Below are 13,458 nucleotides of genomic sequence, written 5' to 3' on the forward strand. Positions count from 1 at the left end.
TTTCATTCCTTGCGAAAGTACGCTTGGCGGATAGTTTTGGGACGCGTCCCATAACTTCCATCACCTCGACGGCTTCGCAACGGCACCGACACGGCGGTAAACGCGCTCCGTGATCTCTTCCTTGCTATGACCGAGAAGCACGCTGGCATCGGCCACGTCGCGGATCTCGCTGGCCGCTTTCGGCCTGATATCCCGGAACTGGAACTGACGAATGCGATCGGCCAGTTCCGCCTCGCCGCGTTCGTCGGCCGCCGCTGCGGCGCTTGCACGGGCGTCGTCCCAGCGGTTGCGCAGCATCGGCCAGGAAACCCGCAGTACCCGATCTCCGTCGCGCGGTTCTTGCTGCACTTGGCCCTGATCGCCGCTTGCGTCGCGTTGAGATTGACCAGGTATTCCTCGACGAACAGGCGCCGCTTCTTGGTCAGCGCCATGTGTTACCTCACAAACGAAAAGCCCCGCACTGGGCGGGGCTCGTAGTTGAGCGAGACCTACTTCTCAGGTCCGCGAGCAACAGCGTAAAGGATGGAAAGCGCTAGCATCGCATAGCCATTGCTGTTGCCGAATGTTGGCATTGGAGGCGCGATTTCACTCCCCGGGAATACCCCCAACTCGGTTACCCAGATCGCCCAAACTGGTATCCACTCCTTCTGGTCTTGACGATTGAGTTCCACCTTTTCGACCAGGCACTGGCATCTGCTGCCCTTTTCGTCAACGGAAAAGACCAAGCGAATTCTGGCCTCCCCGTAGGGTGTATCGATTGCCACGTTACCGTCGTTCTGAAGGTCGAAGTTCACTCCCCACTCTTCTTTCGCATACTCAGAGTCAAAGACCGACTTGATCTTTTGGAGAATAGTCTTTGCTCGACCAAGAAGGTTGTGTGTGTCGTGGGTAGCATGGCGGACAAGCCTGACCTCTTCCTCTGTGAACTGTTTAAATTGCATGGCAACCTCCTGTCGTGAGTGGACAGGCAGTATGCCGTCACTTGTGAGCCTGACGCCGCTCCTTGCCGTCCCAGCCTGGGGGTAATCCAGCAGTGCAGCCAGGTTGCCACGGCAGCGCCACACGCCGGCGGCGAACAGCGCCAGCAGGCCTGCCAGTGGTCAGGGGCGCGGCTCGATCCGCACCTTGCCGTCCAGGATGTAGATCACCATCGCGCCGCAGAAGGCCATGACCAGGGCTGAAGCCAGGTAATGCCTTGTTTCTTCGCCAATGCACTTTCTGCAGAGCAAGAAAAAAGCCCCGTAGATCGATGATCTACGAGGCTTTTTAGATGGAGGCCGAAGTCGGAATCGAACCGGCGTACACGGATTTGCAATCCGATTATGAAATTCAGCTATTACGCTGGCTGGAGCAACGCTCGCGTCCCATTACTCTGTCGCATCTGTCGCATCTGTCGCATCTGTCGCATCTGTCCGTCTGTATGCCGCATGGATACTGGTGTACACAGGTCAGTTCTGGAACCATTTTTACCCCCTCCTCGCCCGTTCTGGGCAACTATCCACCTCCCCTTATCCGATCCGAGACGGCCTCGCAGGCCAGCCCCCTTATTCGACTTCGCTCAAGCGCTGCCGCGGGTCTCCCGCCATTCGGCCAGCTTCTTCAAGCAGTCCCCCGAGCACCACGATGGCAGACTCTCCTGCCTGGCGCTGCTGGGCAGCGATGGCACCGCAGGTTGCTGCCCGGCCGGCGCGCAGTCTGGCGATCTCACCGCGCATGCCGCCAGCAGCAGACTCAGCAGTAGCAGCGTGGCTCTCGGCGCGTTCAAGCGTTTCACGAACATTCCGGTCTTCCTCATCGGCCGCCTGCTGGCGGCGTTGCTCTTCGGTCCTGGCCTTGGCGTCGGCGCGCCGGTCACGCTCGGAGACCTGCAGCCGGTAGTCGGCCAGCTCAGCTTTCGCTTGGGCTCCATCCGTCTCGGCCCACCACACCCTCATCTGCTGTCCGCCGCCTACCAGCAGCACGGCCAGCAGCCAGCACCAGGCCGGGATAGGATTAAGCCAGGCCATCAGTAGTCCTCCACCGAGGGTAGGTCGACCGTTTTCCCGGCCAGGGCGTGGGTGCAGTCGCTAAAGAACTCGATGCGCCCCTCCCGGGCGAAGGAGTGGCAGCGCACCTCGGCCTGCTCCGGCCCCCAGCGGTAAGTCACCAGAACCGAGGGCGAGAACTTCGGCTTCTCAGCATCACCGTTCCAGGTCCAGTCGGGTTTGAGTCCATTGAGGACGTTGAGACCATGCAGCATGTTGCAGCCAGGGCATCCGAAGAACAGCTTGCCGTCTGCATCCTCCAGCACCGCGGACAGCCTGGTAAATCCGCTCATGCCAACCTCCCGCCCACCGCCACGTAGTGCGCCAGCAGGTCGTCCAATGAATGTTCGTTCTGGCCATACCCTGCCCCGGGCAGGCTGGCCCAGATGCTCCAGCACTTGTTGATCGCATGCGGGATGCGCCCGGCCTTGATGTCAGCTAGGGCTCGGCGCTCGCGGATCTGCTGGATTGCCACCCGGTCCTGGTTCTCCGGCGGGAAGCCGCCCTCGAGCTTCAACGACTTGCGGTAGGAGTCCCAGTACCGAGACAGGAGCTGGTACCGGCCGGCGGCCGTGGACTTGATACCCAGGCGCGGCAGGTCGACCAGACGCCGGAGGTGATCGGCGTAGCCGGTGAAGCTTGCGCCGCCGAGGATCACGTCGTAGCACTGATCCTTGGTGGGCTGGCGTGGATGATCAGTGCCCTCCAACCAGGCCAGCATGTCCAGGAAGGCGAGCACGTTCGTGCCGCCCGCTAGGGATGCAGTAAGCCGAGCCATGGAAGTCTCCAGAAAGAAAAGCCCGCTCAAGGCGGGCTGGGGTTGACGCGGAATCGATGGAACTGGCTCCCGGCTGAATGCGCGAACGTATAGAATCTCGCTTTTGCTGGGGCTATCGATGGTTAGGAAATGAGCGGATTCAGATCAGACATACAAGCTCTGCGAGGGATCGCAGTTTCCCTAGTGGTACTCGAACATATCGGTGCTACTTGGTTTAAGAATGGCTTCCTCGGGGTAGACATATTCTTCGTTATTTCCGGCTTCTTGATCACCGGGATTATCAGTAAACAGATCGTTTCAGGTAAATTTTCTTTCAAAGAATTCTATCTGCGCCGTGTAAAGCGCCTTCTTCCGGTCGCCTATGTAACGGTCCTTTTCACAGTCATAGGTTCTGCCTACTTCCTCAACTCGGTAGAAGCAGCAACGGTAACCAGCCAGGTTGTCGGCGCCCTCACTTTCTCGATCAACTTCGTGTTGTGGAACCAAGTCGGGTATTTCGACGTAGCAGCGGCGTCGAAGCCACTCCTGCATATGTGGTCCCTGGCGATCGAGGAGCAGTTCTATATCCTGTTCCCAGCCATCCTGGCCTTCACGCCAATAAAGGCTTGGCGCCATGTGCTCGCAATACTGGCAACCATCAGTCTGGTCGCTTGCGTCTACATCGCAGCCAAGGACACCTCCACCGCCTTTTACCTGCTACCCACTCGTGCATGGGAACTGCTGATCGGCGCCCTAGGCGCGCTGCTGGCCACGAACCCCACGGCCATCCGTTGCGCTCGCGCGCTGCTGTTGCCGGCGTTTGCTGCCCTGGCGATCCTGCCGTTCGTAAGGACCGGGCATGCCCACCCCGGCGCTGATGCCGCGATTGTCTGCCTGGCGACCGTCTCGATCCTGGTTGGCCGCAGCGCCCTTTTCGAACGGCTCGCGCCGAAGACCGGCTTGGTATTCCTCGGCAACATTTCCTACTCGCTGTACCTGGTGCACTGGCCGATCATCGTTTTCATGAACAACCTCTACATCGAGGCCGTGCCTGCCAGTGTCCGCGTTTTCACCGTCGCCCTGACGATTACGCTGGCCTACCTGATGTACCGAACGGTGGAGGAGCCCTTCCGGGGCAGCAAGACCTCTACGCGCAAGCTGGCAGTTTCGCTGGCCTCGGTGGGCATCCTGATTGCAGGCGTCCAAACGGCGGTGGTGCTCCATGACAATAGCGAATCTGGCTTCGCCTACATGCGCCGCATCAACTACGGTCTTCATGGATCTTGCTACGCCCAGTTCGCCAAGCCTGTATGCAAGACCAGCAATAACCCAAACACTGTGGTATGGGGCGATTCGTTCGCCATGCACATCGTGGAAGGCCTGAGGAAGTCCGAAGGGTTAGACCTAACGCAGGCGACGCGCTCGGCTTGTGCGCCATTCATTGGTACCTCTCCGTACATCCCGACCTACGCAAATGGGGATGAAACATCGCGCCAATGCATCCAGTTCAACAAAGACGTCCTCAGCTATATCGAGAAAGACAAAAACATCACGAAAGTAATACTTGCCGCCAATTATGTAGGCTACACGAACGGCAAACTTAATATGCTTTCTGAAAGAGGCGAGGAGTTCGTCGTCGAACCGACAAGTCGTGAAAAATTCACCCGAGACTTCGACCTAATCCTGAAAGCACTGAAAGAACACCACAAGGAAATATCGGTCGTCTTCCCGCCACCGCCAGTCGACAACGGCCTATTGAATTGCATGGAGAAAAAGATTAGCGGCAGGTTCTTCATTGGCGGCCAGGAGAACTGCACATTCAGCATGACCTACCATGCGAACAGTTCCAAGGTGCTCAATGCAGTACTGACCGATCTCCAGAAGAAATACGACTTCAAGATCGTCTACCTGCAAGACGCGATCTGTTCCGGCAACATCTGCAACACCATCATCGACAACGCCCCCGTATACCGAGATCCAGTGCACCTCAGTTACCTCGGCTCGGCGAAAATATTCGAAAAGCTGAACTTGTGAAGAGGAACCCCTCAAACGAGGGGCTTTTTTCTTTTCACATCACCGCATCGTCACAGCGTGTTCGCCGACGCCGTCCACCAAGGGTCCTGGGTGGTGGCATTGGTGATCAGCGTGCTGCTGGCCGCTGCCGCAATCTGCGCATTGAAGCCGGCGTTGGTCGGGGCGCCTACGCCGTATCCAATCAGCGACGGACTCACGTATAGCACCGGGCCGGTGATCTGGTACGAAGGCGTCAAGCCACTGGGATACGGGTGCTTGAGGGTAACCGCAGTGCTGGCTTGGACGGTCCCATTGCCGGTGACCTATACCGCCCCGGTCTGCCTCGGGAACTCATGGGGCACGGAGGACCAGGTGATGGCCGCGCTGCCGCTGTCGAGATATCCCCGCGTGGCTGACAGTCCCTTGGGCGAACGGATCACAACGCTCGACCAGTTCACCACCCCGCTCCCGGTCAACACCACAACGGCGTGCTTGCCGTCCACCAGGTAGGCCTCGACGGCATGGCCCGGATGATTGCCTTCGGCGGTCTGATGGGCGGATGGGGGCGGTGGCCAAGATTTGCAGCAACGTCTTCGACGACTTGCGCATCGACGGCCAGGACCGCGAACACCTGCCGGAGATGATCACCCTGATACGTGCGATGTGTGCGAAAGGCCAGACGCTGGTCGACGCTGCTGAGCGCGTGCTGGTGGGGCAGGAGTGAGGAGTGCCGTCCTTCCAGATCAACGACGCGGAGTGGGGCGCCTTGGTGGAGGAGCCAAGCGACCTGTTCCTGTCCTATTGCGCGATCCGGCGGTTCATGGACTACAGGACCGGCATCGCCGGCCAACCCCATCGGATCAGCGAGCAGATGCTATCGGAGGTGCTCTACGTGGCGCCTATTCGCGGTCGTCATGAGTCTGGCTCCCCATCCCGGCAGAAGGTCAGGTCGATCGTTGACCGCCTGGTGAAGCTGGGTGTCCTGGTACCCATCGAGCCCATGGTTTTCGAGCTGCCACTCGCACGCAGTGATGGTCCGTCCAAAACATCAGCAACCGATGAACAACCAGAACAGCAACCGACCAAGAACAACGCAGAACCCGCAAACGGCGAGGCTTCCAGCGAGGCAAGGGAAGCATCAGCACCCCTGTTCCTTGGCGAGTTGAGCCGCGAGCTTGCGCCGGGCCTGGATCGCCGCCTGGTCGGTCTGCACGATGATCTCGGGGTAATCGAGATGTCGTGGGTCCAGCATGATTCGGCTATGGACAGCCTCGATGATTGCCTTGTCCTCGGCGAAACCCAGTTCCGTCAGCTCCTGGCACATTTTCAGCTTTGCAGGATCCATGTCGGGGATATCGAAGCCGCCGAACCACAGGTAGCGGAATCGCGTTGGTGATTCCGGTGTGGTGATGTGCATGATCCTGAATTGGTAGTTGGCGCGTTGGCCAGGGGCCGGCTCGGGGTCTTCGATGTCCAGTGCCGCCATGTTCATGGCTGGAGAAACGTAAGAGCCGTAGTTGTATCGGTTGACCTTCTTCTGCATGCCGAAGCCCGTGACTTCGGCGAACATCGGCGGCAGGTTGCAGCCGATGAACTCCTGGCGGTAGGTCACCTGCTCGTCGGTGACGGAGACGGTAGGCGGGTTGACCCAGTCGGTGATCTTGAAGGTCGTCGCATGCACATAACCGAAATGGGTCAGGTCCAGGACGTTCTCCTTCAGGAGCATGTAGTTACCCTCGGCCAAGGTCTCTCCACGCCAGGACGAGAACCCCGGATCGGCGGGCCACTGCGCCTCGACTGGCGGCCCGGCCTCGATTTTTTCAGGATCCCCCATCCACACCCAGACAAAGGGCGGCTGGTCGACCACCGGGTAGGCGTGAACCCGGCAACGGCTCGGAACCTGTGCCTGGGACGGAATCCGCACGCAGCTGCCTTTCGAGTCGAAGGTGAAGCCGTGGTAGCCGCACTGGATGTTGTCGCCCACGACCTTTCCGGAGGAAAGCGGTGCACCAGCGGTGCGGGCAGCGGTCGTCCAGCGCAACCACGCTGCCATCTTCCTTCCGGTAGAGCACGACCGGCATCTCCAGCATGGTCAGCGCCAGGGGTTCGCGGCCGACCTTGTCCGACGTGGTGGCGACCCACCAGCAGTTGCGGGGGTAGTTGGGCGCAACGATGTCTTGTTCGAGGGGAATCTTTACAGGCCTGTCACTCATCTCGGTTCCTCTTCTTGTTCTTGTGCGTTCGGTTCGCAGCGGGGTCGCGCCGCCTAGCCCTGGAGGCGGCTGCCGTGGAAGGAGCTGATCTGCCAACCCTTCGCTCCCTTGACCCAGACCTGGGTCACGAACCCCTCGCCACGCACGACGGCATCTTCGCCGCGCTTCTGCAGAGTGTTGACCTGATACCCGGTCATCACCGCGGTGTCGCCGTAGACCCTTACAGCCAGGCCTTCGCGCTCGACGTTCAGGTAGCGCACCACGTCGCGCGCATAGGCCAGGTACTGGTCACGGTCGTGGATCAGCCCGGAGGTGTGCACATAAACGAGGTCTTGCGCGAAAACCTCGGCGACCTTCGCGGCGTTGTCATCGATCAAGGCGCGCCGGCGAGCCTCTTCCGCGGCCAGAACTTCATTGACCAGCTTTTGCGTGTCCATTCTTTCTCCTTGCAGAATCATTGGGTAAAGGCCTCAGGAGGCGCCGGTATCACAGGTCAGGCCGGTAGCTGTCACGCCAGCGATGGCGCAGAGCTCGTCGTTGTCCGAGGTGTCACCGCTGATGCCCAGTGCGCCGAGGATTTCGCCGTGGGAGTTCCTGATCAGCACGCCACCGGGAACGGGCAGCATGTGCCCACCCGTGAGGTCGCTCAGGGCGTTGAAGAAGGCGGGCATCAAGTCGGCGCGACGAGCCAGTTCCCGTCCGCCAAAACCCATGCCCAGCACCGAGGCCGCCTTGCCGGTGGCGATCTGCGGCCGAAGCAGGCTTGCGTGCTCATTGCGCTTGAGAACCAGCAGGTGTCCGCCGGTATCCAAAACCGCAACGCAGAGCGGTTGCAGACCAAGTCGGTCCCCCTCCGCCAGCGCGACATCCACCATGGTTTCCGCCGTTTCGAGTGTCAGTTTGTGCATGGTCGAATCCTCAGCGCGCGTCATGGGCGGAGGCAGGGCGCTTGCCCATCTCGACGGCTCGCTGCCGGGTGTGCAGCTCCGCCCATTTCACCGTGTTGAAGTCCGTCACCTTGTAAGGGTCGTAGCCCGGCACCTGTGGCTCCATGCGCTTGCCGCCGAGATACACCCCCTTGATGCGTTCGCGCTCCTGCAGGTAGGCGACGTTCTCGAGCGGGGACCCGTCGACGCGGATGAAGTCGGCGCGTCTTCCGACTTCGATCGCACCGACCTGCTGGTTCGCGGGCATCAGGCGTGCGGACACCGACGTTGCCGCGCGCAGCGCTTCGGCAGGGGTGAACCCCAGCCAATCGACCAGGATCTCGATCTCGCGGGCGTGCCACTCACCGTAGGGCGTTATCGCGAACCCGCTGTCGCTGCCGGTCATGAAGGGCACGCCGGCATCACGGGCACGTCGTAGATTCCTGCAGCCGGCGTCTATGACCCGTTGCTGCATGGCGGCGTATCCGCAGCGCGTCGACGGCTCATAGTCCTCGGCGAACTCGACGTTGTTCGCCAGCATGGTGAAGGTCGGCGCCACATGGCTACCGGACTCGAGGATCGCCTCGATGCAGGCGTCATCCATGAAGAAGGCGTGGAAGATCACATCGACCCCCGCTTTCGCGGCGTAAAGCACGGCCTCCTTGCCATAGGCGTGGACCGCCACCTTTTTCCCGAGACGGTGGATCTCGTCGACCATCGCCCTGGTTTCATCCTGGGTGAAGGCGGCGATGTGTTCGCCATTGGGCCGCATGTGGGGACCATCCATGGCGATCTTCATGATATCCACGCCGTCCTTGGCCTGACGGCGGATCTCCGCGATCTGGTCCTCGCGCGTCACGCAGAGCCGGCCGGTGAAGTACTCCGGGGTGCCGACCCAGCTCGGGAACCAGTCGTTGAGACTCTGACGGTTGGAGATCACATTGCTGCTGGCGGCAAGGCGGGGGCCGGTGAACATGCCGGCGTTGATCGCGTTGCGGACGGCGATGCTGCACTGCCCGGCGTCACCCGGAACGACCACCGAGGTGTAACCGGCCGCGAGGACATGCTGGGTGAAGAACAGGCCACGCAGGGCGCGAAACTCGGGGGACACGTGGATGTCGACGTCCTCTTCGCTCTTGGCGTTGCCGAAGATGATGTGGGTGTGGACATCCACCAATCCGGGCATCACGAAGTGGTCGCCTGTTTCGATGATGGCTTCGCCCGGCAGCGGTTGCGGTGCGCTAGCACGAGGACCCACGTAGCTGAAGACGCCGTTCTCGATGATCAGGGACTGATCGGCGCGCGCCTCGTCCTCCAGGCCGGTGAAGAGTGTTTTGCATTGAACATGGATGCGGGACATGGCTGGTTGCGCCTCTTGTTGTCAGGACGCCACCGTATGCGGCACCGCTTGTGCCGGGAAGTGAATGATATTGGTCGCGGGGCATGCAGGATTTTGATAGCTCTGGGCCGCCGACCTGCGCCGCCTGGCGGCCACCCTGGCGTTCTCCACCCCCGTCGGGCGGATCAACGTGGAGGTCATCGACCTGGAGCGGTTCGTGGAGCTGGAAGATGAATAATTCTTGTAGGAGCGAATTCATTCGCGATTGGGGGCCACGGGCCGCTAGGCGGCCCTTCGCGATTGAAATCGCTCCTACATCCGCTGCTTCCTGGATTTCCCCCGAAAGAAAGGGGCCCCGAAGGGCCCCTTGAGGGACAGACGCCGCGGCTGTCACGACACGGCGTCGGGGTACTGCGAAGGGTCAGGCGGCGCTGAAGGTCTTGTGCGGGTCGATGACGAATTTCTTCGGCACGCCGGCATCGAACTCGCCGTAGCCACGGGGCGCGTCGTCCAGGCTGATGACCTGCACACCCACCACTTCGGCGATGTTGATGCGGTCCCACATGATCGCTTGCATGAGCGCGCGGTTGTACTTCATCACCGGGGTCTGGCCGGTGTGGAAGCTGTGGGATTTCGCCCAGCCGAGGCCGAAGCGGATGCTCAGGGCGCCGATCTTGGCGGCGGCGTCCACCGCGCCCGGGTCTTCGGTGACGTAGAGGCCGGGGATACCGATCTTGCCGGCCACGCGGGTGACCTGCATCAGCGAGTTGAGCACGGTGGCCGGCGCTTCGTGTTGCGCGCCGGAATGGCCGTGGCCACGGGCCTCGAAGCCCACCGCGTCGACCGCGCAATCCACTTCCGGCTCGCCCAGCAGGGCGGCGATCTGCTCGTGCAGCGGGGTGTCCAGCGACAGGTAGGCGATCTCGAACCCGACGGCCTTAACCAGGTCGCCGATCTTCAGGTTTTCCACGTCGCTGCCTTTCTCGATCACCTCGCCGGTGATCTCGTGGCCGAGCACCAGGCCGACCTGGGCAGTGGTACGGCCGCGCACCATGTGCTGGTCGGAACCGCAGATGTTGGTGGAAACGACTTTCAGGATGACCCCGTGCTCGATCTTCTTGCCGCGGGGGTCCTGCATCTTCGGGTAGTCGATCTTCTGCACTTCGACCTTGCCCGGACCCAGATAAACGACACCACGATTACCAGTCATGAGACCTCCTTGAATGCGCAGGGGATCTGCGCGAAGCGACATAAAGTCAGCGGGAGCCCCTCCAGCCGGGAGCACCCGCCGTGCACTCAACGGGTGGAGTTGCGAAGCTGTTCGATGATCCGGCGAGCGCGGTTGGCGCCGGCGTCGACGTGGATATCGAGCAGGGGACGGCCTTCGAAACGGCACATGTTCCGGTACTGGGCCTCGACCACGACCTTGTCCTCGTCGAAGGTCAGGATGGTCTGCTCGATGACCTTGGCCTTGACCGCTTCCGGGTCGCTCTTGGGGTTGGTGGCCATGGTCCAGAAGTAGTGGCTGGTGGTGTCCGTTTCCGGGGTCACACCATGGAAGCCGCGCATGTGGAAACCGCCACGCTCGGGGTCGTCCACGGCATCGGTACTCGCATCCACCGCGCCGGTCCAGATGCGCAGGTGGCTGACGTGGAATTCGATTTCCTGCCACCGGTCCACATTGCCCTTGAACGGGTAGGCGGCGGTGTAGGTGGGTGGCGGCACCGAGTCCGGCATATGGCGCACCACGCGCACCACATCGCCAATCTCTTCCACCTTCATCTGCGCATTCATGTGGATGCTGGCATTGCCGCCGATGGTGTGCAGGTGGACGTAGCCCAGGTGGCTGAGGTCCATCAGGTTGTCGTGGATGAGCTGGTAGGGCGCGTCGTAGTGGTAGACGTCACCATCGAACAGGTACTTGCCGCTGCTGTGCACGTCGTACACCGGCGGTTCGCAGGTGGGCTGCGGATGCGCCTCGCTGCCGAACCAGATCCATACGATCCGGTCCTGCTCGCGAACGTGGTAGGCGGGCACCTTGGCCTTGCTGGGCAGCTTGTCCTGGCCGGGGATTTCCAGGCATTTGCCGTCGGCGCTGAACAGCAGCCCGTGGTAGCCGCAGCGCACGCCACGTTCTTCCAGGGTGCCATTGGACAACGGCAGTGCCCGGTGGCAGCAGCGGTCTTCCAGTGCCGCCACCTGGCCATCGGCGGTGCGGAACAGCACCACCGGCTTGTTCAGCAGGGTGCGGCCCAGCGGTTGGTCCTTCAGTTCCCAGCCCAGGGCCGCCACGTACCACTGGTCCAGGGGGAAGCGGGGCACGGACGGGGCAGCGTCATGGGCGAGGGATTCAGCAGCGGATGCACTCATGGTGGTCTCCATGGCTCACGGTGGTTGTTGTGGGAGTGGGGTCAGAGGTCCAGGACCAGGCGTGGCGATCGGGCCCGTGAACAGCACGGCGTGAACTGGTCGTTGCACGCGTGCTCGGCCGCCGTCATGAACTGGTCGCGGTGATCCGGGATGCCTTGCAGGACGCGGGTGATGCAGGAGCCGCAGATGCCCTGTTCGCAGGAGGTCTCGATCTCGATCCCGGCCTCGTCCAGTACCTCGAACACGCTGCGGTCAGAGGGGATATGGAAGACCTTGCCACTGCTGGCCAGCTCGACCTCGAAGGGGGCATCCGCGCCATGCTCGGTAGGCGTCGCCGCGAAGAACTCGCGGTGCACCTGGGCCTCCGGCCAACCAGCGTCTTCCGCGGCGCCCAGGATGTAGCCCATGAACCCGCCCGGGCCGCAGACGTAGAGGTGGCTGCCGGCATCGGGATTGGCCAGCAGCGTGGCGGCATCCAGCTTCTGCGCCTGAGCGCCGCTGTCGTCGTGCAGGTGCACGCGCCCGGCAAAGGGTGAGTTCCGCAGCAGATCGATGAATGCCGCGCGCTCCTGCGAGCGATAGCAATAATGCAGCTCGAAGTCCGCTCCCCGGTGGGACAGCTCACAGGCCATCGCCAGGATCGGCGTGATGCCGATGCCACCGGCGAACAGCAGGTGCCGGGTACCCTGGTGGTCAAGGGCGAACAGGTTGCGGGGCTCGCTGATTTCGAGCGTTTGTCCTTGCACCACCTGCTCGTGCATCGCCCGGGAGCCGCCGCGCGAGGCGGGGTCGTCGAGAACGCCGATCAGGTAACGATGGCGCTCCTCCGGGTGATTGCATAGGGAGTACTGGCGGGTGAGCCCGGCAGCGATGTGGACATCGATATGGGCGCCGGCTTCGAACGGCGGCAGTTCACCGCCATCGGCGGCGCAAAGCTCGAAGCAGCAGATGCCTTCGGCTTCTCGGGTTTTTCGGGTTACACGAACCTGGAGCATGACTCGTCCCTCCACACTGAAGTGGTGATTGCAAAAAATGGAATGTGAGAGCCCGGTGTGGGTGCCGGCTCAGCCCGAGGCCGGGTTGGGGAGGGCGCTGCGGCGGGAGTGCAGGGAGGGGTAGGCGTAATCGAGGTGGTTCATGGCAAGGACCTGATAATTATTTTTGTGTGGTTGCGCGGCGGCATATCATGCGGGCGAATGCCCGCGCCGCTTCGATGGAGGCCATCCTCGGAGTAATTGGTTGCGGTGTCAACCAATTTTATCTCGCACCTCGTCAGTAAGGCGCTTTGTCCATGCACACCGATTCGCAACTGAACCTCGCCCGCTACGTTCCCGCGCTGCTCACCTTCCTCGCCAACAAGCTCGCCACAGGGGCCTCGCAGTGCTATCGCAAGCACTTCGGAATCGGCGTGGTGGAGTGGCGGATGCTGTCCATGCTGGCCGTCGAGAACGGCATCACGGCCAACCGCATCTGCCAGGTGATCGGCCTGGACAAGAGCGCGGTCAGCCGCTCGCTGCAGACACTGGAAGCCGCCGGACATGTCAGCAGCCAGGTGGACCCGCAGGACGCCCGACGCAATACCGTGAGCCTTACCGCCAGTGGGTATGAGCTGCATGGCCGAGTGCTGAAGGTCGCGCTCGAACGCGAGCGTCGGTTGCTGAGTGGCTTGTCGGCCGAGGAAGTGGACACGCTGATCGAGCTCCTGGGACGCCTGCATTCCCAGGTCAACAATGTGAACGACTACGACCCCGCCAACGACTGACCGCGCTCGGTTTCGCCCGCCGCCAGGCGACAGCCACGCGTGAGGGTATCGCCG

Annotated in this window: 15 protein-coding genes and 4 pseudogenes; 3 read left to right on the forward strand and 16 right to left on the reverse strand. The window is 61.8% G+C overall.

Features of this window, described 5'->3' with window-relative positions; translation table 11 throughout:
• Positions 1-60: 60 nt before the first annotated feature.
• The 7 genes and pseudogenes from PCA10_RS30950 to PCA10_RS12635 form a co-directional block, all read right to left on the reverse strand.
• Positions 61-312, reverse strand: a pseudogene (locus PCA10_RS30950) (site-specific integrase); the annotation flags it as partial.
• A 53-nt stretch (positions 313-365) separates the two neighbouring features.
• Positions 366-431: pseudogene (locus PCA10_RS31295) on the reverse strand (terminase small subunit); the annotation flags it as partial.
• 57 nt (positions 432-488) lie between these two features.
• Complete coding sequence (locus PCA10_RS12620) at positions 489-941, reverse strand: hypothetical protein (RefSeq protein WP_016492473.1); 453 nt, start codon at positions 939-941, stop codon at positions 489-491.
• A 159-nt stretch (positions 942-1,100) separates the two neighbouring features.
• A complete protein-coding gene (locus PCA10_RS31130) occupies positions 1,101-1,229 on the reverse strand; it encodes a hypothetical protein (protein WP_269451145.1) in 129 nt (42 codons plus the stop codon).
• 265 nt (positions 1,230-1,494) lie between these two features.
• Positions 1,495-2,006: pseudogene (locus PCA10_RS12625) on the reverse strand (DUF2514 family protein).
• Complete coding sequence (locus tag PCA10_RS12630) at positions 2,006-2,317, reverse strand: ubiquitination-like system serine protease family protein (protein WP_016492475.1); 312 nt, start codon at positions 2,315-2,317, stop codon at positions 2,006-2,008. The pseudogene PCA10_RS12625 and the gene PCA10_RS12630 overlap by 1 nt, the downstream one beginning before the upstream one ends.
• Positions 2,314-2,802: a glycoside hydrolase family 24 protein gene (locus PCA10_RS12635; RefSeq protein ID WP_016492476.1), complete on the reverse strand. Its 489-nt coding sequence runs from the start codon at positions 2,800-2,802 to the stop codon at positions 2,314-2,316. The genes PCA10_RS12630 and PCA10_RS12635 overlap by 4 nt, the downstream gene beginning before the upstream one ends.
• Before the next feature lie 129 nt (positions 2,803-2,931).
• On the opposite strand from PCA10_RS12635, the gene PCA10_RS12640 reads away from it, so the two are divergent.
• Positions 2,932-4,815, forward strand: coding sequence for an acyltransferase family protein (locus PCA10_RS12640; RefSeq protein ID WP_041770240.1), 1,884 nt, complete (start codon positions 2,932-2,934; stop codon positions 4,813-4,815).
• 50 nt (positions 4,816-4,865) lie between these two features.
• Here PCA10_RS12640 and PCA10_RS30625 read toward each other — a convergent pair whose 3' ends face one another.
• On the reverse strand, positions 4,866-5,012 hold the full coding sequence (locus PCA10_RS30625) for a hypothetical protein (protein WP_158491042.1): 147 nt from the start codon (positions 5,010-5,012) through the stop codon (positions 4,866-4,868).
• Positions 5,013-5,362: 350 nt separating this feature from the next.
• Between PCA10_RS30625 and PCA10_RS30630 the strand changes: the two genes are divergently transcribed.
• Positions 5,363-5,518, forward strand: coding sequence for a hypothetical protein (locus PCA10_RS30630; protein WP_158491043.1), 156 nt, complete (start codon positions 5,363-5,365; stop codon positions 5,516-5,518).
• Between the two features lie 414 nt (positions 5,519-5,932).
• Here PCA10_RS30630 and PCA10_RS12650 read toward each other — a convergent pair whose 3' ends face one another.
• The 8 genes and pseudogenes from PCA10_RS12650 to PCA10_RS12680 form a co-directional block, all read right to left on the reverse strand.
• Entirely contained in the window at positions 5,933-6,628 is a 696-nt protein-coding gene (locus tag PCA10_RS12650) for an aromatic ring-hydroxylating dioxygenase subunit alpha (protein WP_394296627.1), read from the reverse strand.
• 117 nt (positions 6,629-6,745) lie between these two features.
• A pseudogene (locus PCA10_RS31300) lies at positions 6,746-7,007 on the reverse strand (Rieske 2Fe-2S domain-containing protein); the annotation flags it as partial.
• Positions 7,008-7,060: 53 nt separating this feature from the next.
• Positions 7,061-7,444, reverse strand: coding sequence for a nuclear transport factor 2 family protein (locus tag PCA10_RS12655; RefSeq protein ID WP_016492482.1), 384 nt, complete (start codon positions 7,442-7,444; stop codon positions 7,061-7,063).
• Positions 7,445-7,477: 33 nt separating this feature from the next.
• Positions 7,478-7,915, reverse strand: coding sequence for a GlcG/HbpS family heme-binding protein (locus PCA10_RS12660; protein WP_016492483.1), 438 nt, complete (start codon positions 7,913-7,915; stop codon positions 7,478-7,480).
• A 10-nt stretch (positions 7,916-7,925) separates the two neighbouring features.
• Entirely contained in the window at positions 7,926-9,293 is a 1,368-nt protein-coding gene (locus PCA10_RS12665) for a metal-dependent hydrolase family protein (RefSeq protein WP_016492484.1), read from the reverse strand.
• Positions 9,294-9,693: 400 nt separating this feature from the next.
• Positions 9,694-10,482, reverse strand: coding sequence for an alcohol dehydrogenase catalytic domain-containing protein (locus PCA10_RS12670; RefSeq protein WP_016492485.1), 789 nt, complete (start codon positions 10,480-10,482; stop codon positions 9,694-9,696).
• A gap of 86 nt (positions 10,483-10,568) precedes the next feature.
• Positions 10,569-11,642: an aromatic ring-hydroxylating dioxygenase subunit alpha gene (locus PCA10_RS12675; RefSeq protein WP_016492486.1), complete on the reverse strand. Its 1,074-nt coding sequence runs from the start codon at positions 11,640-11,642 to the stop codon at positions 10,569-10,571.
• Positions 11,643-11,683: 41 nt separating this feature from the next.
• Positions 11,684-12,637 (reverse strand): PDR/VanB family oxidoreductase, encoded by a 954-nt coding sequence (locus PCA10_RS12680; protein ID WP_016492487.1) that lies wholly within the window; start codon positions 12,635-12,637, stop codon positions 11,684-11,686.
• A gap of 296 nt (positions 12,638-12,933) precedes the next feature.
• Between PCA10_RS12680 and PCA10_RS12685 the strand changes: the two genes are divergently transcribed.
• Positions 12,934-13,404, forward strand: coding sequence for a MarR family winged helix-turn-helix transcriptional regulator (locus tag PCA10_RS12685; RefSeq protein ID WP_016492488.1), 471 nt, complete (start codon positions 12,934-12,936; stop codon positions 13,402-13,404).
• Positions 13,405-13,458: the final 54 nt, after the last annotated feature.

Source organism: Pseudomonas resinovorans NBRC 106553 (assembly GCF_000412695.1).
Classification (GTDB): Bacteria; Pseudomonadota; Gammaproteobacteria; order Pseudomonadales; family Pseudomonadaceae; genus Metapseudomonas; species Metapseudomonas resinovorans_A.

Bases quoted from the DNA above. Each gene is read 5' to 3' on its own strand.
- PCA10_RS12650 (WP_394296627.1), bottom strand. From the start codon at position 6,628: ATGGGGGATCCTGAAAAAATCGAGGCCGGGCCGCCAGTCGAGGCGCAG.
- PCA10_RS12660 (WP_016492483.1), bottom strand. From the start codon at position 7,915: ATGCACAAACTGACACTCGAAACGGCGGAAACCATGGTGGATGTCGCG.
- PCA10_RS12685 (WP_016492488.1), top strand. From the start codon at position 12,934: ATGCACACCGATTCGCAACTGAACCTCGCCCGCTACGTTCCCGCGCTG.
- PCA10_RS12630 (WP_016492475.1), bottom strand. From the start codon at position 2,317: ATGAGCGGATTTACCAGGCTGTCCGCGGTGCTGGAGGATGCAGACGGC.
- PCA10_RS12665 (WP_016492484.1), bottom strand. From the start codon at position 9,293: ATGTCCCGCATCCATGTTCAATGCAAAACACTCTTCACCGGCCTGGAG.
- PCA10_RS12620 (WP_016492473.1), bottom strand. From the start codon at position 941: ATGCAATTTAAACAGTTCACAGAGGAAGAGGTCAGGCTTGTCCGCCAT.
- PCA10_RS12680 (WP_016492487.1), bottom strand. From the start codon at position 12,637: ATGCTCCAGGTTCGTGTAACCCGAAAAACCCGAGAAGCCGAAGGCATC.
- PCA10_RS12655 (WP_016492482.1), bottom strand. From the start codon at position 7,444: ATGGACACGCAAAAGCTGGTCAATGAAGTTCTGGCCGCGGAAGAGGCT.
- PCA10_RS12670 (WP_016492485.1), bottom strand. From the start codon at position 10,482: ATGACTGGTAATCGTGGTGTCGTTTATCTGGGTCCGGGCAAGGTCGAA.
- PCA10_RS12640 (WP_041770240.1), top strand. From the start codon at position 2,932: ATGAGCGGATTCAGATCAGACATACAAGCTCTGCGAGGGATCGCAGTT.
- PCA10_RS12675 (WP_016492486.1), bottom strand. From the start codon at position 11,642: ATGAGTGCATCCGCTGCTGAATCCCTCGCCCATGACGCTGCCCCGTCC.
- PCA10_RS12635 (WP_016492476.1), bottom strand. From the start codon at position 2,802: ATGGCTCGGCTTACTGCATCCCTAGCGGGCGGCACGAACGTGCTCGCC.